At 63.9% G+C, this 26,679-nt stretch carries 23 protein-coding genes; 20 read left to right on the top strand and 3 right to left on the bottom strand.

Going from position 1 to position 26,679, the window contains the following annotated elements:
* The first annotated feature begins 34 nt into the window (after positions 1-34).
* Positions 35-724 carry an NAD-dependent deacylase gene (locus tag CG51_RS00185; protein ID WP_035740673.1) on the top strand — a complete coding sequence of 230 codons (690 nt, stop codon included), beginning with the start codon at positions 35-37 and terminating at the stop codon, positions 722-724.
* Here CG51_RS00185 and dapB read toward each other — a convergent pair.
* On the bottom strand, positions 721-1,548 hold the full coding sequence (gene dapB / locus CG51_RS00180) for a 4-hydroxy-tetrahydrodipicolinate reductase (protein ID WP_035740671.1): 828 nt from the start codon (positions 1,546-1,548) through the stop codon (positions 721-723). The genes CG51_RS00185 and dapB overlap by 4 nt on opposite strands.
* A 93-nt stretch (positions 1,549-1,641) precedes the next feature.
* On the opposite strand from dapB, the gene rbfA reads away from it, so the two are divergent.
* The 3 genes from rbfA to truB are packed head-to-tail and all read left to right on the top strand — an operon-like array spanning position 1,642 to position 3,811.
* Positions 1,642-2,085, top strand: a complete 444-nt coding sequence (gene rbfA / locus CG51_RS00175) for a 30S ribosome-binding factor RbfA (RefSeq protein WP_035740669.1) — start codon at positions 1,642-1,644, stop codon at positions 2,083-2,085.
* Positions 2,069-2,845, top strand: coding sequence for a phosphodiester glycosidase family protein (locus CG51_RS00170; RefSeq protein WP_084694958.1), 777 nt, complete (start codon positions 2,069-2,071; stop codon positions 2,843-2,845). The genes rbfA and CG51_RS00170 overlap by 17 nt, the downstream gene beginning before the upstream one ends.
* Positions 2,846-2,902: 57 nt before the next feature.
* Entirely contained in the window at positions 2,903-3,811 is a 909-nt protein-coding gene (truB, locus tag CG51_RS00165) for a tRNA pseudouridine(55) synthase TruB (RefSeq protein WP_035740668.1), read from the top strand.
* A gap of 60 nt (positions 3,812-3,871) precedes the next feature.
* Here truB and CG51_RS00160 read toward each other — a convergent pair whose 3' ends face one another.
* Positions 3,872-4,984 (bottom strand): DUF475 domain-containing protein, encoded by a 1,113-nt coding sequence (locus CG51_RS00160; RefSeq protein WP_035740666.1) that lies wholly within the window; start codon positions 4,982-4,984, stop codon positions 3,872-3,874.
* Positions 4,985-5,572: 588 nt separating this feature from the next.
* Here CG51_RS00160 and urtA point away from each other — a divergent pair.
* The 13 genes from urtA (at position 5,573) to dtd (ending at position 22,853) form a co-directional block, all read left to right on the top strand.
* Positions 5,573-6,853, top strand: coding sequence for an urea ABC transporter substrate-binding protein (gene urtA / locus CG51_RS00155; RefSeq protein ID WP_035740664.1), 1,281 nt, complete (start codon positions 5,573-5,575; stop codon positions 6,851-6,853).
* A gap of 57 nt (positions 6,854-6,910) precedes the next feature.
* Positions 6,911-8,497 carry an urea ABC transporter permease subunit UrtB gene (urtB, locus tag CG51_RS00150; RefSeq protein WP_035740662.1) on the top strand — a complete coding sequence of 529 codons (1,587 nt, stop codon included), beginning with the start codon at positions 6,911-6,913 and terminating at the stop codon, positions 8,495-8,497.
* Positions 8,498-8,500: 3 nt separating this feature from the next.
* Positions 8,501-9,610: an urea ABC transporter permease subunit UrtC gene (urtC, locus tag CG51_RS00145; protein ID WP_035740660.1), complete on the top strand. Its 1,110-nt coding sequence runs from the start codon at positions 8,501-8,503 to the stop codon at positions 9,608-9,610.
* A complete protein-coding gene (gene urtD, locus CG51_RS00140) occupies positions 9,607-10,377 on the top strand; it encodes an urea ABC transporter ATP-binding protein UrtD (protein WP_035740658.1) in 771 nt (256 codons plus the stop codon). Before urtC ends, urtD begins: the two co-directional genes overlap by 4 nt.
* A 1-nt stretch (position 10,378) precedes the next feature.
* A complete protein-coding gene (gene urtE / locus CG51_RS00135; RefSeq protein WP_035740655.1) occupies positions 10,379-11,083 on the top strand; it encodes an urea ABC transporter ATP-binding subunit UrtE in 705 nt (234 codons plus the stop codon).
* Positions 11,084-11,167: 84 nt separating this feature from the next.
* Positions 11,168-13,039: an autotransporter assembly complex protein TamA gene (locus tag CG51_RS00130; RefSeq protein WP_084694957.1), complete on the top strand. Its 1,872-nt coding sequence runs from the start codon at positions 11,168-11,170 to the stop codon at positions 13,037-13,039.
* The gene (locus CG51_RS00125; RefSeq protein ID WP_035740653.1) at positions 13,039-17,196 is read left to right on the top strand and encodes a translocation/assembly module TamB domain-containing protein; all 4,158 of its coding nucleotides are present in this window, start codon (positions 13,039-13,041) and stop codon (positions 17,194-17,196) included. Before CG51_RS00130 ends, CG51_RS00125 begins: the two co-directional genes overlap by 1 nt.
* Before the next feature lie 265 nt (positions 17,197-17,461).
* A complete protein-coding gene (locus CG51_RS00120; RefSeq protein WP_035740651.1) occupies positions 17,462-18,325 on the top strand; it encodes a PRC-barrel domain-containing protein in 864 nt (287 codons plus the stop codon).
* A 135-nt stretch (positions 18,326-18,460) separates the two neighbouring features.
* Positions 18,461-18,979: a DUF1269 domain-containing protein gene (locus CG51_RS00115; RefSeq protein ID WP_035740649.1), complete on the top strand. Its 519-nt coding sequence runs from the start codon at positions 18,461-18,463 to the stop codon at positions 18,977-18,979.
* A 101-nt stretch (positions 18,980-19,080) separates the two neighbouring features.
* Positions 19,081-20,208 (top strand): SPFH domain-containing protein, encoded by a 1,128-nt coding sequence (locus CG51_RS00110; protein ID WP_035740647.1) that lies wholly within the window; start codon positions 19,081-19,083, stop codon positions 20,206-20,208.
* A 6-nt stretch (positions 20,209-20,214) separates the two neighbouring features.
* Positions 20,215-21,390 carry a TFIIB-type zinc ribbon-containing protein gene (locus CG51_RS00105; RefSeq protein ID WP_233141366.1) on the top strand — a complete coding sequence of 392 codons (1,176 nt, stop codon included), beginning with the start codon at positions 20,215-20,217 and terminating at the stop codon, positions 21,388-21,390.
* A 72-nt stretch (positions 21,391-21,462) separates the two neighbouring features.
* The gene (locus CG51_RS00100) at positions 21,463-22,422 is read left to right on the top strand and encodes a phosphoribosylaminoimidazolesuccinocarboxamide synthase (RefSeq protein ID WP_035740645.1); all 960 of its coding nucleotides are present in this window, start codon (positions 21,463-21,465) and stop codon (positions 22,420-22,422) included.
* Positions 22,419-22,853, top strand: coding sequence for a D-aminoacyl-tRNA deacylase (gene dtd, locus CG51_RS00095; protein ID WP_035740643.1), 435 nt, complete (start codon positions 22,419-22,421; stop codon positions 22,851-22,853). The genes CG51_RS00100 and dtd overlap by 4 nt, the downstream gene beginning before the upstream one ends.
* A 256-nt stretch (positions 22,854-23,109) precedes the next feature.
* Here dtd and CG51_RS00090 read toward each other — a convergent pair whose 3' ends face one another.
* Positions 23,110-24,030, bottom strand: coding sequence for a DMT family transporter (locus CG51_RS00090; RefSeq protein WP_051929942.1), 921 nt, complete (start codon positions 24,028-24,030; stop codon positions 23,110-23,112).
* Between the two features lie 126 nt (positions 24,031-24,156).
* On the opposite strand from CG51_RS00090, the gene CG51_RS00085 reads away from it, so the two are divergent.
* The 3 genes from CG51_RS00085 (at position 24,157) to CG51_RS00075 (ending at position 26,646) form a co-directional block, all read left to right on the top strand.
* Positions 24,157-24,621, top strand: coding sequence for a peroxiredoxin (locus CG51_RS00085; RefSeq protein ID WP_035740639.1), 465 nt, complete (start codon positions 24,157-24,159; stop codon positions 24,619-24,621).
* Between the two features lie 215 nt (positions 24,622-24,836).
* Positions 24,837-26,174: a M23 family metallopeptidase gene (locus CG51_RS00080; RefSeq protein WP_035740637.1), complete on the top strand. Its 1,338-nt coding sequence runs from the start codon at positions 24,837-24,839 to the stop codon at positions 26,172-26,174.
* Positions 26,164-26,646, top strand: a complete 483-nt coding sequence (locus tag CG51_RS00075) for a bactofilin family protein (protein ID WP_035740635.1) — start codon at positions 26,164-26,166, stop codon at positions 26,644-26,646. The genes CG51_RS00080 and CG51_RS00075 overlap by 11 nt, the downstream gene beginning before the upstream one ends.
* Positions 26,647-26,679 lie beyond the last annotated feature (33 nt).

Here is a 26,679-nt window from a genome sequence, read left to right as displayed (position 1 = left end):
AATATTTATAACTATCGGCTACAGGAGTATAAAAATGCGTATCGTCATCCTGACCGGAGCGGGTATCTCTGCAGAAAGCGGGCTCAGAACCTTTCGCGCCTCCGACGGGCTTTGGGAAGATCATCGCATTGAGGATGTGGCGACACCCGAAGCCTTCACCCGCAATCCACGTCTCGTGCAGGACTTCTACAACGACCGACGCCGTACTTCCCGCGCGGCGGTGCCCAATCTTGCACATGCAGCCCTCGCGCGCCTGGAGGCGATGCTGCCAGGGGAGGTGATGATCGTCACACAAAACGTGGATACCCTGCATGAACGTGCGGGATCACGGAATGTGCTGCATATGCACGGATCGCTGGAAGGCGCACTCTGTGCGGCCTGCGGCCATCGCTGGCCAGCACCTGCGGTCATGGCGGTGGAGGAGGTCTGTCCCGCCTGCGGCGCCCCGGCCGGACGCCCGGATATCGTATGGTTCGGGGAATACCCATACCACATGGAGGAAATCTGGACGGCGCTCCGGAAGGCCGAGATCTTTGTCGCCATCGGCACGTCTGGCAATGTCTATCCGGCAGCGGCCTTCGTGCAGGATGCGGCCCGTGCTGGGGCACATACGATCGAACTCAACCTCGAAGCCTCGGCCATCCATACGGATTTCGACGAGACGCGGCAGGGCCGCGCCACCGAAATCGTGCCCCCGTGGGTGGAGGAACTCCTGAAGCGCTAGAGCCCGAGAACGTCGGCCATCGTGTATTCGCCGGGCGCTTTCCCCTGCCCCCAAAGCGCCGCGCGGAGCGCTCCGCGTGCGAAGATCGCACGGTCCGTCGCGACATGGCGCAGAATCAGCCGCTCCCCCGGACCGGCAAAGATGACGTCATGTTCACCCACGACATCACCGCCCCGTACGGCGGAAAACCCGATATGGCCCGGCTCCCGGGGCCCGGTAATTCCATCGCGTCCCCGGTCGGAGACCTCGGCGAGCGCAACGCCGCGTCCCTCCGCCGCCGCGTCCCCCAGCATCAGCGCGGTACCGGAAGGTGCATCGACCTTGTGGCGATGGTGCATCTCCACGATCTCGATATCGAACTCCGGCCCCAGCGCCTGCGCCACCTTGCGGGTCAGGCCGAGCAGGAGGTTCACCCCAAGGCTCATGTTGCCCGCGCGGATGATCGTCGCATGGCGCGCGGCGGCGGCGATCTTGGCAAGATCACCCGCCTCCAGACCGGTGGTCCCGATGACATGGACGGCACGGGCCTGCGCGGCCAGCGCCGCGAATTCCACCGTGGCGGCAGGTGAGGTGAAGTCGATCACCGCCTGCGCGCGGGCGAATGCGGGAAGCGGGTCATCCTCCACAAGCACACCTACCGGATCGCGACCCAGCAGACGGCCGACATCCTCGCCCACCCCGGCGCCGCCGGGCCGCTCCAGACAGCCGACCAGCCGCAACTCCGGGCTGTCGAGCACCAGGGCGGCGAGCGTCCGCCCCATCCGCCCCGATACCCCCGTGACGACCACGCCGGGCCGGGTTTCGCCTGCTTCGAGTTCCGTCATCGTGCTCTCCGTTTGCCCCTCCCTAACCGTCACGGGCAAACTTGGCAAACCGGCGCATTGCGGGCGGCCCCTGCATGACCTAGATGGTGGATCATGGCACAAAAGCGCACTCCTCGGGATTCACACAGGGGCTCCGGCCCCTCGCAACGCCAGCTCCGCGTGGGCGAGCTGATACGCCGCACCTTGTCGGAGGTGTTGGCGCGCGGCGACATCCATGACCCGGACCTCTCCCGCATGTCGATCACCGTGGCGGAGGTCAGCACCTCCCCCGACCTGCACGTGGCGACGGCTTATGTCATGCCGCTGGGCGGCGCGGGACAGGAGGAGGCTCTGGCCGCGCTCCGCCGCAACCGGCACGAGCTGCGCCGCCTCGTCGCCTCCGGCCTGTCGCTGAAATTCGCGCCCGAGCTGCGGTTCGCGCTGGACGAGACATTCGACCGGATGGACGAGACCCGCCGTCTTTTCGCCCGCGATGACGTGCGCCGCGATCTGGAGACCAACGAGGACGACGACAGGGACGATGACCGGCAGGTTTGAGGGGCCATTCGCCCCCGTCCTGCTCTTTTTCGCCGCTCTGATGAGCCTCGTCCCCGTCGCAGCCCCCGCGGCTGCCTCTCCCTGCGAGCGAATGACATTCGGGGGCGAGGGTTACGTCCTGTGTTCTGTGCCGAAGGGTGCGGACATGCGGGTGTGGCACAGAGATGCCGCCGGTAGTCTCTACGGCTCCTTCCGGCGGATCGACAACGACCTGCGGACAGAAGGGCGGCGCCTCGGCTTCGCCATGAACGGCGGCATGTATCACGCCAACCGCGATCCGGTCGGCCTGCTCGTGACGGACGGGGTAGAGCACAACGCCATCGTCACCGGCGCGAGCAAGGGCAATTTCGGCATGTTGCCGAACGGCATCTTCTGTATCGGCGACGGAGGTTACGCCGTTATCGAAAGCCGGGCCTTCGCTCGCCATCCCCTGCCCTGCCGCTTTGCCACCCAGTCCGGTCCCATGCTGGTGATCGAGGGCGAATTGCATCCCCGATTCCTGCCGGACAGCGACTCCCGCTTCATTCGCAATGGCGTGGGTGTCCGGCAGGATGGGACAGCGGTGTTCGCCATCTCCGACCGGCCCGTGACCTTTTACGAGTTCGGCCGGCTGTTCCGTGACGGGCTGAAGACGCCGAACGCGCTTTATCTGGACGGCAAGATCTCCCGGCTCTACGCCCCGGCGCTTCGGCGCAACGACTTCGGCTTTCCGATGGGCCCGATCGTCGGACTGGCCGTACCGGAGAACGCCGCCGATTGACGGCCCCGCCTGCGGGCGCTAGCTAGCCCGCTTTCGGGAACAGGGAAGGAGCGGAGCTTGGCACGGCGCAAGGGACGCAATATTTCGGGTTGGCTCGTGGTGGACAAGCCTGCAGGCATCACCTCCACCGCGGTCGTCAACAAGGTCCGCTGGGCGCTTGACGCGAAGAAGGCTGGCCATGCCGGCACGCTCGATCCGGCGGCGACAGGCGTTCTTGCCATCGCGCTGGGAGAGGCGACCAAGACGGTGCCATATGTCACCGATGCGTTGAAATGCTACCGGTTCTCCGTCCGCCTCGGCACCGCGACGAACACCGATGATGCGGAGGGAGAGGTCATAGCGACCTCTGCCAAGCGCCCCACGGATGCAGATATCGCCGCCGCGCTCCCCTCTTTCAGAGGAGAGATCATGCAGGTGCCGCCGCAGTTTTCTGCCGTGAAGGTGGATGGTGAGCGCGCCTATGCCCTTGCGCGAGACGGGGAGGAAATGGAGCTTGCCCCCCGCCTGCTCTGGGTCGACAGCCTAGAGGTCATGCACCGGCCCGACGCGGATCACGTGGAGTTGGAGATGGTCTGCGGCAAGGGCGGCTATGTCCGGTCCATCGCGCGTGATCTGGGGCAGGCTCTGGACTGCTATGGCCATGTCGAATGGCTGCGCCGCGTCTGGTCCGGCCCCTTTGAGGCAGAAAAGGGCGTCACAATGGAACGGATCGAGGAACTGGCGCGGAAACCCGAGCTGGATGCTCTCGTCCTGCCGCTGGAAGACGGGCTGGAGGATCTGCCGGAATTGCGTGCGACGCCCGAGGGCGCGGCGCGGCTCCGCAACGGCAATCCCGGCATCGTCCTGCCATCCTCCGATGTGGAATATGGCGAGGAGGCATGGGCCTCCTTCGAGGGACAGGCGATTGCCGTCGGCACCTACCGGAGCGGCGAGCTGCATCCGGTGCGGGTGTTCAACCGGGAATGAAGGACTGAGAGCCTGGCCTGAAGGATCAAAGGGCGGCCATAGTGGCCGCCCTTTCCAGTCCTACTGCGTGTCGCCTTGCGGGCCGGAGGGCGCGTCGTCCGAATGCTCGGGATGACGCCGGTTGTAGAGGATCGATGACCATAGCGAGACACCGATCAGCGCCGCGCCGCCAAGCCCGGTGATGACCTCCGGGATATGCACGAGCGACTGCACATACATGATGACCGACAGGATCAGGATCGCGTAGAACGCTCCGTGCTCCAGATAGCGGAAGTGAGCGAGCGTCCCCTTCTCCACCAGCATGATGGTCATGGAGCGGACATACATCGCCCCGATGCCAAGACCGATGGCAATAACGAAGAGGTTGTTGCTGAGCGCAAAGGCCCCGATCACTCCGTCGAAGGAGAAGCTTGCGTCCAGCACCTCGAGATAGATGAACGCGCCCAGCCCGCCCTTTGCGGCGGCCGACATCGTCTCCTCGCGCTTGTCCAGCACACCGCCGACCACTTCCACCAGAAGGAAGGTCAGAAGACCCCAGACCGCCGCGTGGAAGAAGGTGTTCGCCGCCGCGGGCCCGAGGTCGGGATCGGACTGGATGATGCGGGAGAAGGCCAGCATGATGACGAGCACGACCGCGATCTCGATCCCCTTGACGGAGGAATAGCGCGCGGCCTTCTCCTCCACCCACTTGACCCAATGCACGTCCTTCTCGTGGTTGAAGAAGAACGTGAGACCGACCATCATCAGGAAGGTGCCCCCGAAAGCCGCGATGGGCAGGTGAGCGTCGTGCATGATGCGGGAGTATTCTTCGGGTTGGCTCGCCGCCATGACGAGGGCCTGCCAAGGACCGACATTCGCCGCGATAACGACGATCAGCAGCGGGAACACCACCCGCATCCCGAAGACCGCGATGAGGATACCCCAGGTCAGGAACCGGTGCTGCCACTCCGGGGTCATGTCCTTCAGCTTGTTGGCGTTCACGATGGCATTGTCGAAGGAGAGCGAGATCTCCAACACCGCCAGCACGCAGCAAATGAAGAAGACCGACAGCATCCCCTGCATCGTCCCGGTCGTCTGCCAGCCAAGCCATGCGCCCAGCGCGAGGCCGAATACAGTAACGACGAAGGCCCATTTGAAATAGGAGAGCGTGTTCTTTTGGATCGCGCCGCTCATCCGCGCAGCCTCCCGGGGCCAAATGCGCAAGCACGGGTCCGGCCCGTTCCTGCACGACCGTTGGTCGCGTTGTTCATGTGTCCATAGTTCCGCCGGCTGTTTCCACAGCGGCACCGACATCGCGAGAGCGCCGATGAACTCTCGCCAGAGGGGCCCGGTACCGGTTTCCGCGCCGAGAGCTTCCCCTCTGGCGCTGGCGAAACACGTAGCAAAACGCCGCCCTGCGTCAACCTGCCTCCTGCGTGTTTTTTGATCCCTCGTGATCTTCACGTGAACGAGGATGGGAGATGCTTGCGCGAAGACGACGCTTTGCCGAAGAAAATTGCTTCGTGCACATGGCATGAGCTTCACCCGCCCACTGTCGCACAATAATTGTGCATCTCAGCCAAGGTCTTCATTCGCCAGGTCCAGAATCCTTTGCCCAATGTCGGCACCGTGGCAAGCCTCCATCATCCCGCCGGAACGCTGGTGCCGGGATAGAGCCGCGCCGCGGCAGACTGCGGGACAACAACAACGGGGGGAGACGAACGGCGGTCGCCTGCGGCGCGTCGAGCGGACTGCCGCCATCCACCGGGAGTATTGGACAGAATGAAATTGGGACAATCCCTTCTGGCGGCAGCAGCGCTGGCCGCCGCCTTCGGTGCGCCTGCCCGCGCCCAGGAAGATACGATCAAGGTCGGCATCCTGCATTCGCTTTCCGGCACGATGGCGATCTCGGAGACGACGCTGAAAGATGTCATGCTCATGCTGATCGAGGAGCAGAACGAGAAAGGCGGCCTGCTGGGCAAGAAGCTGGAGCCGGTCGTCGTGGACATCGCCTCCAACTGGCCGCTCGCGGCGGAAAAGGCGCGGCAGCTGCTGGAGACGGACAAGGTTGCCGCGGTGTTCGGCTGCTGGACCTCGGTCTGCCGCAAATCCGTTCTGCCGGTGTTCGAGGAACTGAACGGCCTGCTCTTCTACCCCGTGCAGTATGAGGGTGAGGAAAGCCAACGGAACGTGTTCTACACCGGTGCGGCACCGAACCAGCAGGCGATCCCAGCCGTCGATTACCTGATGGAGAACGAGGGCGTGGAGCGCTGGGTGCTGGCCGGCACCGACTACGTCTATCCGCGCACGACCAACAAGATCCTCGAGCAATACCTGAAGGATAAGGGTGTCGCCGCCGAGGACATCATGATCAACTACACGCCCTTCGGCCATTCCGACTGGCAGACCATCGTCTCCGACATCAAGAAATTCGGTTCCGCGGGCAAGAAAACCGCGGTCGTCTCCACCATCAACGGCGATGCCAACGTGCCGTTCTACAAGGAACTCGGCAACCAGGGCATCAAGGCGGAGGACATCCCGGTCGTCGCGTTCTCCGTGGGCGAGGAGGAACTGGCGGGTCTCGACACCGCGCCGCTGGTGGGCCACCTCGCCGCCTGGAACTACTTCATGTCCGTGGATACGCCCGAAAACGCAGCCTTCATAGACACGTGGCACAAGTTCATCAAGGATGACAAGCGCGTCACGAACGACCCGATGGAAGCCCATTACATCGGCTTCAACATGTGGGTGAAGGCCGTGGAGGCGGCGGGCACCACCAAGCCGGACGCGGTGATCGATTCCATCATCGGCGTCGCCGTGCCAAACCTCACGGGCGGCTACGCGTCCATGGGGCCGAACCACCACATCACCAAACCGGTGCTGGTTGGCGAGATTCAGGCGGACGGCCAGTTCGACGTGGTATGGGAAACCCCGGGCCTCGTGCTGGGCGACGAATGGTCGGACTTCCTGCCGGAGTCCAAGCCGCTGATCTCCGACTGGCGGGCGCCGCTCTCCTGCGGGAACTTCAACACCGAAACCAAGACCTGCGGCGGCTCCCACTGATCCGCCCTTCGCGGCGCGCGCCTTTCCGCGCGCCGCACGTATTTCCGGGACAGGTGCATGACCTTCTTCCGCCTTTTTCTTGCCGCTCTCGGCATCACTCTCGCGGGAATGGCCGCCGCGCAGAGCGTGGACGAGCTTGTGCGCCAACTGCCCTCCGGCAGTTTCAGCGACCGGTCCCGCGTGGTAACCGCGCTTGCCGCCACCGGCGATCCGCGCGCTGTCGATGTGCTGAACGCTCTGGTGGACGGCGATCTGGCCGCCCTGAAATCGGACGGCACCGTGGTGATCCTGAAGGGCCGCGAGGCACGTGTTGCACTGACGGGGGAAGCCATCGCCGACCCCGGCCGCAATGCGGAGAAGGTGAAAGTCAATAACTCCCTGCGGCGCGACATCCGCGCCGCACTTGGCGTGCTGACGCTGCGCGATCCCGATCCGGCCAAACGCCTTTCGGCCGCAGATGCCGCCTTCCGTGCGCCGGACCCAGAGCAGCTTTCCGCACTCGAGGCCGCGATGGCGGCGGAGACCGACGCTACGGTGGGTGCGCGGCTTGCCCTCGCCCATGCAGCGGCAGTACTGACCTCCGACCGGCCCGTGGTCGAGAAGGAGGAAGCCGTGGCCCTCATCGGCGATCTCCGCGACCAGTCCGCTCTCTCGCTGCTGACCCCCCTTCTCGCCTCCCCCGAACCCGCCATCGCCGCCGCCGCCGAGAACGCGATCGCCGAGATCGAAAGGTCGCGCGCCCTCTGGAACACCGCGCAGAATGTGTGGTTCGGCCTGTCCCTCGGCTCTGTGCTGCTCCTGGCGGCAGTGGGACTCGCCATCACCTTCGGGGTGATGGGCGTCATCAACATGGCGCATGGGGAGCTGGTGATGCTCGGCGCCTATACGACCTTCGTGGTGCAGGATCTGATCCGGACCCATGCGCCCTGGCTGTTCGACTGGTCGCTTCTCATCGCCCTGCCCCTGGCCTTTGCCGTGGCGGGCGGGGTCGGCGTGTTGATCGAGCGGGGGATCGTGCGCCACCTCTACGGCCGCCCGCTGGAGACGCTGCTGGCCACCTGGGGTGTCAGCCTGATCCTGCAACAGGCCGTGCGGTCGTTCTTCGGCCCGAACAACCGGGAGGTGGGCAACCCCTCATGGATGTCGGGCGCGTTCCAGATCGGTCAGATGACCATCACCTGGAACCGGTTGTGGATCATCGTCTTTGCGCTCGTGGTCTTTGCAACCCTGCTCGTGGTGCTGAAGCGCACGGCCATCGGTCTCCAGATGCGCGCCGTCACGCAGAACCGTCCGATGGCCGCGAACATGGGCATCCGTACCGGGCGAGTGGATGCACTGACCTTCGGCCTCGGTGCAGGCATCGCGGGGCTGGCGGGCGTCGCCCTGTCACAGATCGACAATGTCAGCCCCAATCTCGGGCAGGGCTATATCGTGGACAGTTTCATGGTCGTCGTCTTTGGCGGTGCGGGCAACATCTGGGGCACCTTCGCGGCAGCCTTTTCGCTCGGCATCATCAACAAGTTCCTGGAGCCCTTCGCGGGGGCCGTGCTGGCGAAGATCCTGATCCTCGTCTTCATCATCCTGTTCATCCAGAAGCGTCCGCGCGGCCTGTTCGCCGTCAAGGGCCGGTTCGTGGAGGGCTGAGAGATGCGGGACTCCTTCTTCAACCGCCGTCTCATCGTCGCGCTCATCGTGCTGTTCATTGTCATCGTTGCGGTGCCGGTGGGCAACCTGATGATGGAGCAGCGGCCCATTCCCTCCTACATTGTGGCGCTGATCGGCAAGTACTTCTGCTACGCGCTGCTCGCCGTGGCGCTGGATCTCGTCTGGGGATACTGCGGGATCCTGTCGCTCGGGCACGGGGCGTTCTTCGCGCTCGGCGGCTATGCGATGGGCATGTATCTGATGCGCCAGATCGGGGATCGCGGCGTCTATGCCAACCCGACACTGCCCGATTTCATGGTGTTCCTGAACTGGCAGGAGCTGCCGTGGTACTGGCAGGGTTTCAACCACTTTCCCTTCGCCATGCTGATGGTGCTGCTCGTGCCGGGACTGCTCGCCTTCGTCTTTGGCTGGTTTGCCTTCCGCAGCCGGGTGACGGGGGTCTATCTGTCGATCATCACGCAGGCGATGACCTATGCGCTGATGCTGGCCTTCTTCCGCAACGAGATGGGCTTCGGCGGCAACAACGGGCTTACCGATTTCAAGGACATCCTCGGCTTCCCGATCCAGGCCGACAGCACGCGGGCGGCGCTCATGGTGATCTCAGGACTCGCGCTGGCCGGCGGGCTGCTGCTGGGGCGCTGGATCACCCGGTCGCGTCTCGGCCAGGTGCTGGTCTGCGTGCGGGATGCAGAAAGCAGAACGCGATTCATCGGCTACCGCGTAGAGCATTACAAGCTCTTCATCTTCACGGTTTCCGCCATGATGGCGGGGGTGGCGGGCGCGCTCTACACGCCGCAGGTCGGCATCATCAACCCGTCGGAATTCTCCGCCGCGAACTCCATCCTGATCGTGATCTGGGTGGCTCTCGGTGGCCGCGGCACGCTGGTGGGAGCGGCACTCGGTGCGATCATCGTCTCGCTCGCACAGACCTTGCTGACAAGCTGGTTCCCGGATGCGTGGCTCTTCTTCCTCGGCGCGATGTTCATTCTTGTGACCATCGGCCTGCCGAACGGTGTGCTGGGCGCGATCGAAGGCACCGGGCGACGCTTCCGTCGTCGTCGTTCCAGCGACCCGGTGGAGGCCGAGGCATGACCGTGCACACGACCATTCCGGGCAGCGCCACACTGCAGCAGCTGCAGCTCGACAGCGTTTCCAAGACCTTTGACGGCTTCAAGGCGATCAACAACCTGTCGCTCGTGGTGGACAAGGGGGAGTTGCGCGCCGTGATCGGCCCGAACGGCGCGGGCAAGACCACGATGATGGACATCATCACCGGCAAGACCCGTCCCGATGCCGGAAAGGTGCTCTGGGAGCAACAACTCGACCTTACAAAACTGGACGAAGCCGACTGCGCCCAATTGGGTATCGGGCGAAAGTTCCAGAAGCCCACCGTATTCGAAAGCCACACGGTGGAGGACAATCTCCGCCTCTCCCTCAAGGGAGACCGGGGGGTGCTGGCAAGCCTCTTCCACAAGACCACCCCGGCCGAGACCCGGCGGGTGGCGGAGCTGCTGGAGATCGTGCGCCTTGGCGATGCCCGCCGCCGCCCCGCCGCCGACCTGTCGCACGGGCAGAAGCAATGGCTGGAGATCGGGATGCTGCTCGCGCAGGATCCGCAACTCCTGCTGGTGGACGAACCCGCTGCGGGCATGACCGATGCCGAAACGATGCGAACGGCTGAACTGCTGCGCGCCATCGCCGGGGAACGCGCGGTGATCGTTGTCGAGCATGACATGGATTTCGTCCGCGCACTCGACTGCAAGGTGACTGTTCTGCATCAGGGCAGTGTTCTGGCGGAGGGCAGCCTGGAAACGGTGAGCGCCATGCCCGAAGTCATCGAGGTCTATCTGGGACGCTGAGATGTTGGAAGTCGATCATATCAACCTGTCCTACGGTGCGGCGCAGGCGCTGAAATCCGTCTCCGTCTCCGCGCGGGAGGGAGAGGTGACGACGGTGCTCGGGCGGAACGGCGTCGGCAAGACCTCCCTGCTGCGGGCCATCGTCGGGCGGCATGGCATCACCGCGGGCGCGATCCGATGGCAGGGGGCGGAGATCGCCCGCCTCTCCCCGGTGGAGCGCGCCCAGCGCGGCATCGCCTATGTTCCGCAGGGAAGAGAGATATTCCCCTTGCTGACCGTGCGCGAGAACCTGGAGACCGGCTTTGCCGCCCTGCCCCGGGGCCGGAAGGTCATACCCGACGACGTCTTCGCGCTGTTCCCGGTGCTCGGTGAGATGATGGCACGTCGTGGCGGCGATCTGTCGGGCGGACAGCAGCAGCAGCTTGCCATCGGCCGTGCAATGGTGATGAGGCCGAAGCTTCTGGTGCTGGACGAGCCGACGGAAGGCATTCAGCCCTCAATCATCAAGGACATCGGCCGTGCCATACGCTATCTGCGCGATGAAGCCGGCATGGCCATCCTGCTGGTGGAGCAATTCTTCGACTTTGCCCGCGAACTGGCCGACCGCTTCTACGTCATGGACAGAGGCGAAGTGGTGATGGACGGGATACAGGTGGAGATGAGTGGCGAGCGGGAGCCGGAGTTGCGCAGGTGGCTCACCGTCTGAGGCAATATGCCCCGGCGGCTGGAAATGTGAACGGAATGCTGCATGCTAGGTTGTGTCAAAACATAAACCAAGGGCGGGGCAGCGATGACAGACAGGACCGACGGGAAGTGGCATGCCGCTCTGCTATGCGCAACGGCAGTCCTATTTGGCGTTTCCCTCGTGCCCGCCGTGCTTCTCGCGCAGCAGAATCAGCCCGGCGAACAGCGTCAGCAATCGCGCGACGGCATACACTTCAACATCCGCGGTGGTCGTGACGATGATCTGGAAACGCTATTGCGGGGGGCTTCGCTGCTTGCCGCGGCGGCGGAAAACCGGCAGGGCGACCCACAGGAACTCATTGCCTCTGCCAGAGCCGATTACGCGCGTCTCATCGGGGCGCTCTATTCACGCGGGTACTACGCGCCGGTCATCAACATTCTCGTGGACGGGCGAGAGGCCGCCAATATCCCCACCCTGCAGGCGCCCAGCGCCATCCGTCGCATAGATGTAAACGTCGATACCGGCCCCACCTTTCAGTTCGGTCAGGTCTCCATCGCGCCGCTGACACCCTCCACCACCCTGCCCGCCGACCTACGCCCAAGGGAGCGGGCGCGCTCAACGCTGGTTCAGCAAGGCGTGGATGCGGCGACGACCGGATGGCGTGAAGCAGGTTACGCCAAGGTCGCCACCGGCAAGCAGGATATCGTGGCCGATCACCGGCAGAACCTCCTGAATGTCGATATCGGCATGCTACCGGGGCCGCGGGTGACCTTTGGCAAACTGATCGTCGCCGGAAACGAGAATGTGCGGACGGAGCGCGTCCACGCCATTGCCGGTCTTCCGGAGGGGGAGGTCTTCGATCCCGACGATCTGGAGGAAAGCGCCCGCCGACTGCGTCGCGCCGGAGCCTTTTCCTCTGTGGCGATGCAGGAGGCCGACCGCCTCGGGCCGGGAAATACAATGGACATCACCGCGACGGTTGTTGAATCCCTGCCCCGTCGCTTCGGCTTCGGGGCGGAGGTATCCTCCTCCGACGGGGTAAACCTGAACGGCTACTGGATGCATCGCAACCTGTTCGGAGGGGCGGAGAACCTGCGGTTCGATCTTCAGGGGCAGGGCTTGGGAAGCGGCGAGGACCAGGAATACAGCATCGGCGCCCTCTTCTCCCGTCCCGCAACGTTTGACCCGGATACGACGCTGAAACTCGGCACGCAGCTCAAACGTACGGATGAGCAGGACTACACCAGCGACAGCTTCACCGTCTCCGGGGGGGTGGAGCACTATTTCAACGAATACCTGACGGGGCGGATCGCTCTGGAATACGGCTTCTACCGTATCCGCGAGTTCGGCGAGACGACGAACCTACAGATCCTGTCGCTTCCGACAGGCGCCACGTATGACCGGCGCGATGATAAGCTGAACGCCACAAGCGGCTATTTTCTGGATGGTGAAGTCCGGCCCTTCTACGGGATCAACGACGATGCGGGGTCCGGTGGCCGGATCCGGCTCGACGGCCGCGCATTCTGGAGCCCCGGCGAAAGCAAGCGCGTGGTTCTGGCGGGGCGGGTGCAGGTCGGCTCGGTACTGGGCGCCGACATTACCGAAACACCGCGGGAATACCTGTTCTACTCGGGCGGGGCGGGCACGGTCCGGGGCCAACCCTTCCAGTCGCTTGGTGTGCAGAACCCGGACTACCTGTCGCGGGACACGACCATCGGCGGCCGGAACTTCCTCGGTCTCTCGGGCGAGGTGCGCACGCGTGTGACCGAGAGCATCGGCATCGTCGCCTTCTACGATGCGGGCTATGTCTCCGCCGACAAGTTCTTTGACGACACCGGTGATTGGCAGGGCGGTATCGGGCTCGGGCTGCGCTACAACACGGGCATCGGTCCTATCCGTCTCGATGTCGCAGCTCCGCTCGGCGGAGATACGGGTGACGGTGTGCAACTTTATGTCGGTATCGGGCAGGCTTTCTGATGCGGTTTTTAATCCTTTTCATCGCCCTTCTGACGTTCTGGCTGCCGGCCCCTGTCCGCGCGCAGGACGATGACGGTGCCTCCTATCTGGAGAGCCTCCTGCAGAGCAGCCTGTCCGGTGCGGGGCGACAGGTCACGATCCGGGGCTTTTCCGGCGCTCTTTCCTCCACGGCGCGGATCGAGGAGTTGGCGATTTCCGACGATCAGGGCCAGTGGTTCTCCGCACGCGACGTGGTGCTGAACTGGAGCCGCCTCGCCCTGCTGACGGGTCGCGTTCAGGTGCAGGAATTCTCCGCCGCCGAAGTGGTGCTGTCCCGCCTGCCGCAGACGGAAGCCGCTCCGCCCTCGCCGGAGGCGGAGCCGTTCTCCCTTCCCGACCTGCCGGTTTCCATAAACATCGACAGCCTGCGCATCGAGCGGCTGGAAATCGGTGAGCCGGTGTTCGGCATCGCCAACGTCTCCCGCGCGACGGGTTCCGCCAATCTCTCTGGAGGAGAAGGCGCGCTTCAGGTCCGGCTGGAACGGACAGACGGCCAGCGGGGAGTATTCAACATCGCTGGCAGCTATGCCAACACCAACCGGCACCTGAGCGTGGATGTCGAGCTTGACGAGGGTCCGGGCGGCATCGTCACCACTCTGGCGGGGCTACCCGGCGCGCCCGCGCTCACTCTGTCCGTCAAGGGTGATGCACCGATCGACGATTTCGCCGCCGACATCCGCCTTGCCACCGCCAATCAGGACCGCCTGACAGGGCAGGTCACTGCGCGGGCAGTGGAGGCGGCACCGGGGCAGCCCGCGGGCGCCGCACGGAATTTCACCTTCGACCTCAACGGTGACATCCGGGCCTTGCTGCCCGAGCAGTTCCGCGCCTTCTTCGGATCAGAGCTCACCCTCACGGCGGATGCTACGCGCCAGCCTGACAGTTCCCTGGCGGTGCCCCAATTCGTCCTGCGGGCCGAGGCGATTGATCTGAACGGCCAACTCCGCATCGCGGCCGACGGATTGCCGAGCTTCGTCGACGTGAAGGGCTCCATACACGCGCCTGCCGGCACGCAAGGCCCAGTGGTCCTGCCGATCGCCACGCCGACCGAGCTTTCGGGCGCCGATCTGGCCATCGCCTACGACGACACGGTGAGCGAGACCTGGACGATCAACATGACCGCCCGGGACTTCAAGCGGCCGGATATGACGATCTCCACTCTCCGGCTCGAAGGCGGCGGCGGTGTCATGAGGGAAACGGCGCAGGACGCGCCGCGGCTCGACGCCAACCTGCGGTTCAGCGCGGATGGCATCTCCCTTGACGACCCGGCCCTTGCCCGCGCCGTGGGGAAGCAAGTGGAGGGGACCACCGTGTTCGTCTGGCAATCCGGCGACGGGGTGGTGACGATGCCCGTCCTGAACGTGCGAGGGGAGGATTATTCCGCTGTTGCGGATCTGGTCTTCAATGGCTTGAACGCCGCGCTCAGGGTGTCCGGCAAGGTGACGGCGAGCCTTGCTGACATCTCCCGCTTCTCCGACCTGGCGGGTCGTCCGCTTTCCGGCCGGGCGGAGACGCAGGCCAGCGGCGCTTTCGAACCGCTTTCCGGCATGTTCGATGTCGTGGCGGACGTGACGGGAACGGATCTGAAAGCCGCGCAGGAGCAGCTCGACCGGCTTCTCGCGGGCCAATCCCGCATCACGCTTTCCGCCAAGCGGGATGAGACGGGGACCGAAATCCGGGATGCGCAGCTTACCGCCCAGTCTCTCAGCCTGCAGGCCTCTGGCAACATCACCAGCAATGCAACGGATGTGAAGCTCAACGGGCGGTTTGCCGATGCGCGCGTACTCGGACCGGGCTTCTCCGGCTCGGTTGACGTTGACGGGCGCGCTTGGCAGGTGGCCGAAGGGCTGCGGCTCACGCTTGACGCGACGGGGAACGATCTCCGCATAGGCCAGCCACAGGCGGACGGGCTGCTGCGCGGCCAAAGCCGCATCCGGTTCGCCGGCGTGCAGAACGACGATGTGCTGACCATCGATACAGCCACCATCGACGCAACGACGCTGAAGCTCACCGCGACGGGGCGTTATGCGCCGGGAAATACCGACGTGTCGCTTGATGGCGCATTCACCGATCTCTCCGTATTGGGCCAGGGATATGGCGGTGCGGGCGCGGCCACGGCACGGGTTCACGACACGCCGGAGGGACTCCGGCTTGAGACGAACGTCTCCGGCCAGGATCTGCAAGTGGGTCAACAGCAGGCGGATGGCCTGCTCCGGGGACAGAGCCGCATCGACCTAGCCGCCGTGCAGAATGGCGAGCGGATCACCATCGACCGGCTCGCGGTGAATGCGACGACGCTCACGCTCACGGCGAGCGGCCGCTACGATCCCAACGACACGGACTTGCAGGCCGCGTTCAGCTTCTCCGATCTGGGTGTGCTCGGCAGCGGGTTCCATGGCGCGCTTACGGCCGACGCCCGCGCTCTCAGCGAGCCGGGCGGTATCCGCATCACCGCCGACAGCCGGGCCTCCGGTCTCGCCCTTGGTGGCCAACCGCAGGTGAATGCCCTTCTAAAGGGGGACGGCACGCTCGCGCTCAATGTTCTGCGTGGGCCCGACGGCTTTCTGCAGATCGACCGCTTCGCCTTCCAGAACCCGCAGCTTTCCGCGAATGTGAACGGCGAGGTTCAGGGCGAGGCGCGTAACGTGACCGTCGATGCACGGCTGAACAACCTTGCCATCCTCGTGCCGGGCTTCCCGGGGCCGGTCACCCTGCGAGGGACTGTCGTCGATGCGGAGAACCAGCTCCGCCTCAACCTCGCGGCACAAGGCCCGGGTCAGATCGACACCCGGCTGACCGGAACCATGGCGCGGGACTTCTCCCGCTCCGATCTTGCGCTGACCGGATCCTCCCAGCTTGGGTTGATCAACCCGTTCCTCAGCGCGCGGTCCGCGCAAGGACTGGTGCGGTTCGACCTGACGATGAACGGTCCTCTCGGGCTCAACGCTCTCGGCGGCACGGTCACGGCCAGCAATCTGCGCATCGTCGATCCGGCGCTGAACATCGCGCTGAGCGGTGGAACCGCGCGAGCGACCCTCGCGTCCGGCACCGCCCGGATAGACGCGACAACCAGTGTCGAGGGCGGCGGAACGCTCAGCGCGGCGGGAACGATCGGCATGACCGCGCCCTTTGCCGCCGATCTTCAGGTCAGCGCGCGTGAGGCGCGGCTGCAGGATCCGCAGCTCTACACAACCTCTCTCACAGGATCGGTTGCGATTACCGGACCGCTGACGGGGGGAGCAAGGATCGCGGGCACGATGAACCTCGGACAGACGGATGTGCGCGTACCCTCCAGCTTCGGCGGTACGTTCACCATCCCCACGATCCGCCATATCGCGGAGCCCGCCGCCGTGCGTGCCACGCGGGTGCGGGCTGACCTCATTCAGACCCAATCGGGGTCCTCCGGGGGAGGTAGCGGTATTTTCACACTTGATGTGACGATAAACGCTCCCAGCCGCATCTTCATCCGCGGGCGTGGGCTGGATGCGGAACTCGGCGGCGCCATCCATATCGGCGGCACGACCGCAAACATCGTTCCATCCGGCCAGTTCGAGCTGATCCGAGGACGGCTGGACTTTCTGGATCGCCGGTTTGACCTGACGAGCGGCAGCTTCTTCCTGCAAGGCGACTTCGATGCCTTCATCAACCTCACGGCACAGACCAATACCAACCAGGGCCTGACCGCTATCATCAACGTCACGGGGCCGGTCAACGATCCCGACATCAACATAACGTCCAACCCGTCCCTCCCGGAAGAGGAGGTGCTGGCCCAGATCATCTTCGGGCGCGACCTTTCCAGCATTTCACCGCTGCAGGCAGCGCAACTGGCCTCCGCCGTCGCCACACTCGCAGGAAGCGGGGGAGATGGCCTCGTGGGGCGCTTCCGCAAGAGCGTGGGTCTGGATGACTTCGACGTTGTGCCCGATAAGGAAGGCAATACGGGCGTGAAAGCGGGTCGTTATCTGTCCGACAATGTCTATACCGAAGTCGTCGTGGGATCGGGCAACCAGAGCCAGATCAACCTGAATCTCGACCTCAGCAAGTCGTTCACCGTCAGGGGCAGTGTCGGGGAGGACGGCAACACCGGTATCGGCGTCTATTTCGAGCGCGACTACTGACCTGATTGTGGGATGCCCTTGGGATCAGATCCCTGGGGCATCCGCGGGCCAAGGCATCCGACTGTTCGGAAACCGGATCTTCGGAAATCGGGATAGGGAAATTTGAACAGGTCGCTCCCGATTTGCCCGTGAACGCTCGAAACCGCAAAACGTTCCACAAAAACTCTTTGATTTTGTTTAATTTTCCTTGGAACGCCCCGACTGCACAGACGTTTGGCAAATGTAAGTCCTGCGCACAGGACATGCCCAACGAAAGGACCGTTCCATGAAAAGATTCCTTGTGACCACTGCCATCGTTGCGATGACCTCCATGCCGGCGCTCGCGCAGACCGCGCCTGCCGGAGGCACACCGGTGGTTGTCGAGGCGGAAGCCGTGTTCCTTGGAACCGCCATGCCCGAGGCGCTCTATGCCGACGATCTGATCGGCAAGCGGCTCTATACCAGCGATGTGGAAGTGGAAGTAAACGCCAATTCGGCCGAACTTTCGCGCGACTGGCACCATGTCGGCAACATCAATAACCTTGTGCTGTCTCGCGAAGGTCAGGTTGAGGCCGTACTGGTCGATGTTGGTGGTTTCCTCGGCATCGGTGCCCGCACAGTCGCTGTGGACATGGATGCCATCCGCATCATCCCCGACGGCGAGAACCCGAGCGATTACTTCTTGGTCTTCACCGCAACGCGCGACGTTCTGGAGAATGCCCCGGAATATCAACGTCCCGAGCGGATGAGCAATATGGATGCCGCGACCAACGCCACGGGCGCTGCGGCAACCGGCGTGGCTGCAACCGGAGCGGCCGCCGGAGCGGCACACACAGGTTGGATGACGCCGAGCGAAGGCTATGAGCGTGTGGAAACCGCAGGCCTCACGGCGGATCAGCTCAAGGGCGTGAAGGTCTATGACGCGCACAACACCGACGTCGGCTCCGTATCTGACTTGGTGATGGCCGCTGACGGGCGTATCGATCAGGTGATCGTCGATGTCGGCGGCTTCCTGGGGATCGGTGCAAAGCCTGTCGCCCTGCCCTTCAACGAGATGGACGTTCATAAGCAAGTCGATGGAGATACCTACCGGGTCTACGTCTCCATGACCAAGGAGCAACTCGAGGCGCTTCCCCGTCACGAGAGCTGAGCGCTTTCATCAGCATGATTCGAAAGGCCCGCGATCCTCGCGGGCCTTTTTGGAATCAGCCTCCATCCGACGCTTGCCCAAGCCGATGGTTGCACCATCCTCTCTCCTGAATATTCATGAATGCAGGAGAAGCGAATGTCCGATCTGATCGTGGTTGCCTTCAATGACGAGGCGACGGCCTTTGAACTGCGGGCTGAGCTGGCCAAACTGCAGAAGGATTATCTTCTGGAGATGGATGACATCGTCGTGGTCACCCATGACGAGAACGGCAAGGTCAAACTGCATCAAGCCGTCAACATGACTGCCGCCGGCGCGGCGACGGGCTCGCTCTGGGGTCTGCTGGTAGGGGTTCTCTTCCTCAACCCGATCCTCGGAGTGGCGGTAGGTGCCGGTGCCGGTGCGCTTTCCGGCGCATTCACGGACATAGGCATCGACGACAAGGTCATGAAAGAGATCGGAGAGACCCTGACCCCCGGCACCGCCGCCGTTTTCGCGCTGATCCGTTCTGCAACAGCAGACAAGGTGATGACCGCTCTCGAGCCGTTCCGCGCGAAGGGCAAGATCATCCGCACGTCACTTTCGAACGAATCCGAGCAGAAACTGAAGGATTTCTTTGAAAGATCGCAGGCGGAGCCGCCGGCGGTTACGAGCTGAGTAAATATCTCGCACGGGGCGCCCCCGGGAGGGTATAGTTGGTCTGGCCGGGTATCGCCCGACGGACGGTTACAGAAAACGTTTTGGGGGACGCTCATCCCATGGCACTTTTCAACTTGCTCAAGGGCGAGTTCATCGACGTCATCGCATGGACGGATGATACCCGCGATACCATGGTCTGGCGCTTCGAGCGTTATGGCCATGCGATAAAATACGGCGCGAAGCTCACGGTGAGGGAAGGTCAGGCCGCGGTGTTCGTGCATGAGGGGCAGATCGCCGATGTCTTCGGTCCCGGCCTCTACATGCTGGAAACCAACAACCTGCCGATCCTCACCACGCTCCAGCACTGGGACCACGGGTTCCAGTCGCCGTTCCTCTCGGAAGTCTATTTCGTCAACACCACCCGGTTCAACGATCTGAAATGGGGAACGAAGAACCCGATCATCTGTCGCGACCCGGAATTCGGTGTGGTGCGTATCCGGGCCTTTGGCACCTATTCCGTCCGCGTCACCGATCCTGCGAAGTTCATCCGGGAGATCGTGGGCACCGACGGTCAGTTCACAGCCGATGAAATCACCTTCCAGATCCGCAATGTCATCGTGCAGGAGTTCTCCCGCGCCGTGGCGTCTTCGCGCATCCCTGTGCTGGACATGGCGGCGAATGCCGCTGATCTCGGTCGTATCGTGGCGGAAGCCATCGCCCCCACCATTGCCAACTACGGCCTGACGCTGCCCGAGCTTTACGTGGAGAATATCTCCCTCCCCGATGAGGTGGAGGCGGTGCTCGACAAACGGACCTCCATGGGCATCCTGAAGGGCGATCTGGCCGCGTACACGCAGTTTTCTGCGGCCGAGGCGATGACGCGCGCCGCCGGCACCCCCGGAAGCGGCATGGGGGACGGGATCGGTGCCGGCCTTGGCATGGCGATGGGCATGAACATGGCGCGGAGCGGGCCTTGGGGCATGGCGCCCGCCGAAGCCGCGCCGCCCCCTCCCCCGCCGCCCGTGGACAAGGTGTGGCACCTCGCCATCGACGGGGAAGCGAAGGGACCGTTTTCCCGTGCCTCGCTCGGACGTCAGGCGGCCGACGGCAGCCTGACGAGACAGACCCTTGTCTGGACAGCAGGGCAGGATGGGTGGAAGCCTGCAGGCGAAATCCCTGAGCTCGCACAGCTTTTCACGGTCGCGCCTCCACCGCCGCCGCCCCTGCCGCCCTCGGGCGGAGCCTGATCGAGAATGGCAAGCGATATCCCCCGCGTCGCCCGTCAGGGCAGCGCGGGGACGGAAAAGGGTGTGGCCGCGCGTCCCGAGGGTCTCCATTTCCCCTGCTCCTCCTGCGGGGCCGATCTGGTGTTCCAACCGGGGCAGACCTCTCTCGTCTGCCCCTATTGCGGGCATGTGCAGGACATTCCCGGCGCCACCCCCGCCGAACGGCGCCGCGCGCTGGCAGAGATCGACTACCGCGCGGCGATCGAACGGCGGCTTCCCAATGCGCTGGACCATATCCAGATCCTTGCCTGCCCCAACTGCGGTGCCAAGATCGAGGTGGACGCGAACCTCCGCGCCACCACCTGCCCCTTCTGCGCTACCGCGCTGGTCGGCGAACCGGCAATGGAGCAGTTGTTCCGGGCGCAGGCCCTCGTGCCCTTTGCCATCACGGAGGAAAGGGCGCTGAGCCTCATGACGAGCTGGCTCGGCTCGCTCTGGTTCGCGCCGAACGGCCTCAGACAATATGCACGCAAGGACAAACGGCTCACGGGGATATACGTCCCGTACTGGACCTTCGACGCGCGGACGGAGACCCAGTATCGCGGCCTGCGCGGCACTGTCTATGTCGAGTATCAGACCGTCACCGTGATGGTAGATGGCCGTCCCCAGCAGCAACAGCAGCCGGTGCAGAAAATCCGCTGGACGCCTGTCGCGGGCCGCGTCGCGCGGGAGTTCGACGACGTGCTGGTCGTCGCTTCCACCAGCCTGCCCCGGCGGGAGGCAGAGGATCTGGAACCCTGGAACCTTGGCTCGCTCCAACCTTATGCGCCGGAATATCTCGCCGGTTTCTTCTCCGAAGGCTACACGGTCGATCTGGAGGATGGCCACGCGATGGCGAGGCAGAAGATGGATGCGGTGATCGAGGGAGACATCCGACGCGACATCGGAGGCGATGCGCAGCAGATACAGGCTGTCAGAACCGATGCGCAGAGCGAGACTTTCAAGCATATCCTGCTGCCCGTCTGGACCGCAGCCTACAAATACAGCGGGCGGAGCTTCACCTTCGTCGTCAATGGCCAAACCGGCGAGGTGCAGGGTCAGCGCCCCTATTCGCCATGGAAGATCGCCGGCGCGGTGATCGTGGCGCTTCTGCTTGTCCTTCTGTTCATGTGGCTTGCGGAGCAGCAGGGCATGTTGCGCTGACCGCCTGCGCCATTGACAAGCCCTGCCCATTCGCCGCAACACGGCGCATCGCCCCAGCCCCCCGGAGAGCCCATGCGCATTCTGGCCGAAGCCCGTTTCCCCGAACTCCCCCATCCCTATTTCGGCAAGGTCCGCGACAATTACGACCTGCCGGACGGGAGGCGGATCATCATCTCCTCCGACAGGCTGTCGGCCTTTGACCGGATCCTTGCCTGCATCCCGTGGAAAGGCCAGGTGCTGACCCAGACGGCGCGCTACTGGTTCGAGAAGACGGCAGACATCTGCCCGAACCATGTGCTCTCCTATCCCGATCCGAACGTAGTGGTCGGCAAACGGCTCACCATCCTGCCCGTGGAAGTGGTCGTGCGTGGCTATCTGGCGGGCACCACGGGCACCTCCATCCTCACCCTCTACAAGAAGGGCGAGCGGGAGATGTATGGCCACCGCTTCCCAGACGGGCTGCGCGACAATGAGAAATTGCCCAAGCCGATCCTGACCCCCACCTCCAAGGAGTTCGACGGCGGCCATGACGCGCCCCTCACCCCGAGGGAGATCGTGGAGGGCGGTCTGCTCACAGCGGAACAGTGGGAAACGCTGTCCATCTATGCTCTCGGCCTCTTTGCCCGCGGGCAGGAGATCGCAGCGCAACGCGGGTTGATCCTCGTCGATACGAAATATGAATTCGGTCTCGACGAGGACGAGAACATCGTGCTGGCCGACGAAATCCACACACCTGACAGCTCCCGCTACTGGCTGGCGGAGGGCTACGAGGAGGCATTCGCCAGCGGCAAGCGTCCACCCTCCTTCGACAAGGATTTCGTACGCGCCTGGGTGGCGGAGCGTGTCGACCCCTACACCGATCCGATTCCCGAGATTCCGGCAGAGCTGATCGAGGCGACCTCCCGCGTCTATATCGACGCCTACGAGCGCATCACGGGGGAAACGTTCGTGCCCGACACCAGCGGCGCCACGCCGGTTGAGCGGGTGCGCGACAACCTCGCCCGCGCCTTTCCCCAATATTTCGGCGCATGAGAGCGGTCGTCCAGCGGGTCAGCGAAGCCTCCGTCACCGTTGCGGGAGAGGTCGTGGGGCGGACCGGCCCCGGTTTTCTCATCCTCCTCTGCGCGATGCGGGGGGATGACCGGGTGAAGGCTGAGCAGATGGCGGCCAAGATCGTCAAGCTCCGCATCTTTGAGGACGACGCGGGCAAGATGAACCTGTCTCTTCGCGACACTGGCGGCTCGGTGTTGTTGGTGAGCCAGTTCACGCTCGGCGCTGATACGCGCGGCAACCGTCCGGGTTTCACCCCCGCCGCACCGCCGGAGGAGGCAGAGCCGCTCTATCTCCACGTGGCCGACCGCATCCGCGCGGAGGGCATCCGGGTTGAGACAGGCCTCTTCGGTGCAGAGATGCGGGTAGCTCTGGTCAACGAGGGGCCGGTGACGATCTGGCTCGACCTTTAGCAGAGCGGCGGAAAAGGCCTTCGAATCTGCGCCGGAGCGGAAATCGTCCGCAAACTGCGGAGATCCAGCTCGAAACCCATGCTTTCCTCGTGATTCCTCGGATAATCCTTATTTTCAGAGCTTTTAGGGAGCCTGTCAGGTAGCTCCCGAAGACGGCATCGCGATCGGCTTTGGCGCAAGAATCGTTCGTTATCCGACGAAATCTCTCGGGGAGAGCCGGGGGCGACTTCCCCAGCAGAGACGCTTCCGCGGCCTATCAGCCCGCCGGCGTGGCGGCCTGCCGCTGACGCTTGCGCTCAAGCCCAAGCTGTCGCTCCCGCCATATGATGAGCAGCCCTGCCATGACCACCAGCGATGCCCCCCAGAGCATCGTCAGCGTGGGCACTTCACCGAAGAACATGTACCCGATCGCCAGCGCGAAGATCATCGAGACATATTCGAACGGCGCCACGACCGAGGCATCGGCATAGCGATAGGCAGTGGTGATGAAGATCTGCGCGACCCCGCCCAGCAGGCCCGCCATGACGAGCAGCCAGAACTCCGTCCGCGTCGGCACCACCCACCCGGGAATGGTCAAAAGCGACAGCAGGGTGGAAAACAGCGAGAAATAGAACACGATGGCGGAGACGGATTCCGTCACCACCAGCCGCCGGAGCAGCACCTGCACCAGCGCCGCGCAGGTGGCGCTTCCCAGCGCGATGAAGGCGCCCGCGGTCTCCCGCTCCGAGAGCATGCCGCTCCCGAAGGCGGAAAGCCGCGGCGACAGGACGATCAGCACGCCTGCCAGCCCGAGAAGTACACAGGAGATGCGAAACCCCCGCACCACCTCCCCCAGAAAGAGCGAGGCGAAAACAACGGTCAGCAAGGGCGCGGCATAGCCGATCGCCGTGACCTCCGGCAGCGGCAGAAGGCCCGCCGACCAGAAGTTGAGCGTCATGGAAGCAGTGCCGATCACGCCGCGCCACAAATGCCCGAAAGGGTTTTTCGTGCGGAGGCCCATGCCGAGCTGCTTTGTCGCGCCCAGCCAGATCACGATGACAAGGACTGCGAAGAAGGACCGGAAAAACACGATCTGCCCGGTGGGCACATGCTCCGTAGTGGCTTTGACAAGCGCGAGCATCACGATGAAGAGCAGCACCGAGGCGATCTTGAGGCCGATGCCGTAGAACACGTTCATGGAGAAATCCGGAGCCTTGCCTGTCTGCCTTGCGACGATTCGGTCGGACGATCAAGCACGCATTCCATCTTTCGGATAGCTCTTGCAGCAAAGCCACGCTAGCATCGGTCCCGTCAGGAGAATGCCATGATCGAAGCTGGCCAGCCCGCCCCGGATTTCACCTTGCCGCTGAGCGACGGGAGCAGCGTGACGCTTTCGGCCCTGCGCCCGCGCAAGGTGGTCGTGTATTTCTACCCCAAGGCCGACACACCCGGCTGTACGACGGAGGCGCTCGATTTCTCGGCGCTGCTGCCGGATTTCGACACGGCAGGGACGACGGTCATCGCCATTTCCAAGGATCCTGTCGCCGCGCATGAGAAGTTCGCCCGGAAACATGGCCTCTCCGTGCTGCTGGCCTCCGATGCGGAGGGCGACACGGCGGAGCGCTACGGGGTCTGGGGCGAGAAGAAGATGTATGGCCGCACCTTCATGGGCCTGACACGGGCGACCTTCCTGATCGACGGCGGAGGAAAGGTCGCAAGGGTGTGGCCGAAAGTGAAGGTCGCGGATCACGCGGCGGAGGTGCTGAAAGCCGCGCAGGAGTTGCATTAGAAGCAAGTGATTCTGCTGCAACAATTTGCTGATAATCTGCATGCCAGAATGAAATCGGCAAGATTTCGCCGAGAATAACCCCCCTTTGGCAAGACGGCGCCATGAAATGTCGGGGATTGTTGCCCGTCCGTCCCATCGCCAGTAAGGACCGGGGATGTGAAGCCCCGGAAGCGGCCTTCACCCTCCTTACTGAAAACGACATACGGGACAGTAGTGTGACGGGGCGTCTGACCAACCGACTGAATGCCGCGCTTGAGCGCCGCCTGCCCGAGAAACGGGTCTTCCTGAAATCGGACACGGAAACGCGGTTCATCCGCCTCCGCCCGCTGACACAGGCGGCTCTGCTTGCCGGGACCACCCTGGTTGTGGGCTGGACGATCCTGTCCTCTGCAGTGTTCGTGATGGACGCCATCGGAGCGGGCGGGGTCCGAGAGCAGGCCCGACGGGAGCAGATGATCTATGAAGCCCGGCTGAACGACCTGTCGGACGAACGGGATCAGCGGGCGGCGGAAGCGTCCGCGGCTCATGAGCGTTTCAATGTCGCTCTCGGCGGTGTCTCCGATATGCAGACGGCGCTCCTGTCTTCCGAAGACCGCCGCAAGGAACTGGAAACCGGGCTTGAAGTGGTGCGCCAGTCGCTGCGCAAGGCCCTTACGGAGCGCGACGATGCGCGCACCCAGCTTGCCCTGCTTCAGACGGAAGTGGATCAGAACCAGGACGAGGGTCTGACCGCAGCCCGGCTCGAAGATGAGCGGCGCACGCTCGACTACCTGACCGCCGCGCTCAGCACGACCGCCTCGGAGCGGGACAAGCTCTCCCAGCAAGCGACGGAAGCCCAGCAGCAGGCGGACATGCTCGCCCTTGAAAAACGGCTGATGCAGGATCGCAATGAGCAGATCTTCGCGCGGCTGGAAGAGGCCGTCAGCGTTTCGATGGAACCGCTGGACAAGATGTTCAAATCGGTCGGACTTTCGGCCAGCAAGGTCATCACAGAGGTGAAGCGCGGCTACAATGGCCAGGGCGGGCCGCTGGTGCCGATGGGGATCTCCACCAAAAGCTCTCCCCTCGACGCGGATACCGAGCGGGCCAATGATGTGCTCGGCGCGCTGGACCAGATCAACCTCTACCGCATGGCGGCGGAAAAGGTGCCCTTCGCGCTCCCCCTCCAGACTGCGTTCCGTTACAGCTCCGGCTTTGGCGGACGCTCCGACCCGTTCCGCAAGAGCCGCGCGCGGCATGACGGCGTGGACATGGCCGGCGCACACGGGAGCCCCATTCTCTCCACCGGCGAAGGGGTCGTCACCTTTGCGGGCTGGGCGTCCGGCTATGGTAATCTGGTCAAGATCCAGCACGATTTCGGCTTGGAAACCCGCTATGGACACATGTCCAAAATCCGCGTGAAAGTCGGGCAAAAGGTGTCGCGCGGGGACCGGATCGGTGATATGGGCAGTACAGGACGCTCGACCGGCACTCACCTGCATTATGAGGTGCGCGTTGGCGGAACCCCTGTGAACCCGATGACCTACATCAAGGCGGCACAAGATGTTTTCTAAGAGCAGGATTCAGGAACCGGGACCGAAGGCCACAGAGCCCGCAGCAGATGTTCCGGTCGCGAAAGGCAGCATGGACTACGCAAGCACGACCCCCAAGGCCAAACCTCCTGCCTCGGTTCTCTCTTCGGACCTGACGGTGACGGGCAACATCAAGACGAGCGGTGACATTCAGGTCGAAGCGAATGTTGAGGGGGACATCCGCGCTCATCTGCTGACCGTAGGGGAACAAGCCACGATCAAGGGGGAGATCGTCGCGGACGATATCGTCATCAACGGCCGGGTGATCGGGCGGGTCCGGGGCCTGAAGGTCCGCCTGACCTCCACCGCGCGGGTGGAAGGCGACATCATCCACAAGACCATTGCCATCGAATCCGGCGCGCATTTCGAAGGCTCCGTGCAGCGGCAGGAAGATCCGCTCTCCAATGGCAAGCCCGCAGCCCTCGCGGCGCCCGGCGCGGTTGATGCAGTCTGAACACGGCTCATTCTGAAGACAAAAAAGGCGCCT

The sequence above is a fragment of the Haematobacter missouriensis genome (assembly GCF_000740775.1).
GTDB classification, from domain to species: Bacteria; Pseudomonadota; Alphaproteobacteria; order Rhodobacterales; family Rhodobacteraceae; genus Haematobacter; species Haematobacter missouriensis.
Note: the sequence above shows the minus strand (reverse complement) of the source record. Positions and strands in the feature narration are given on the sequence as shown.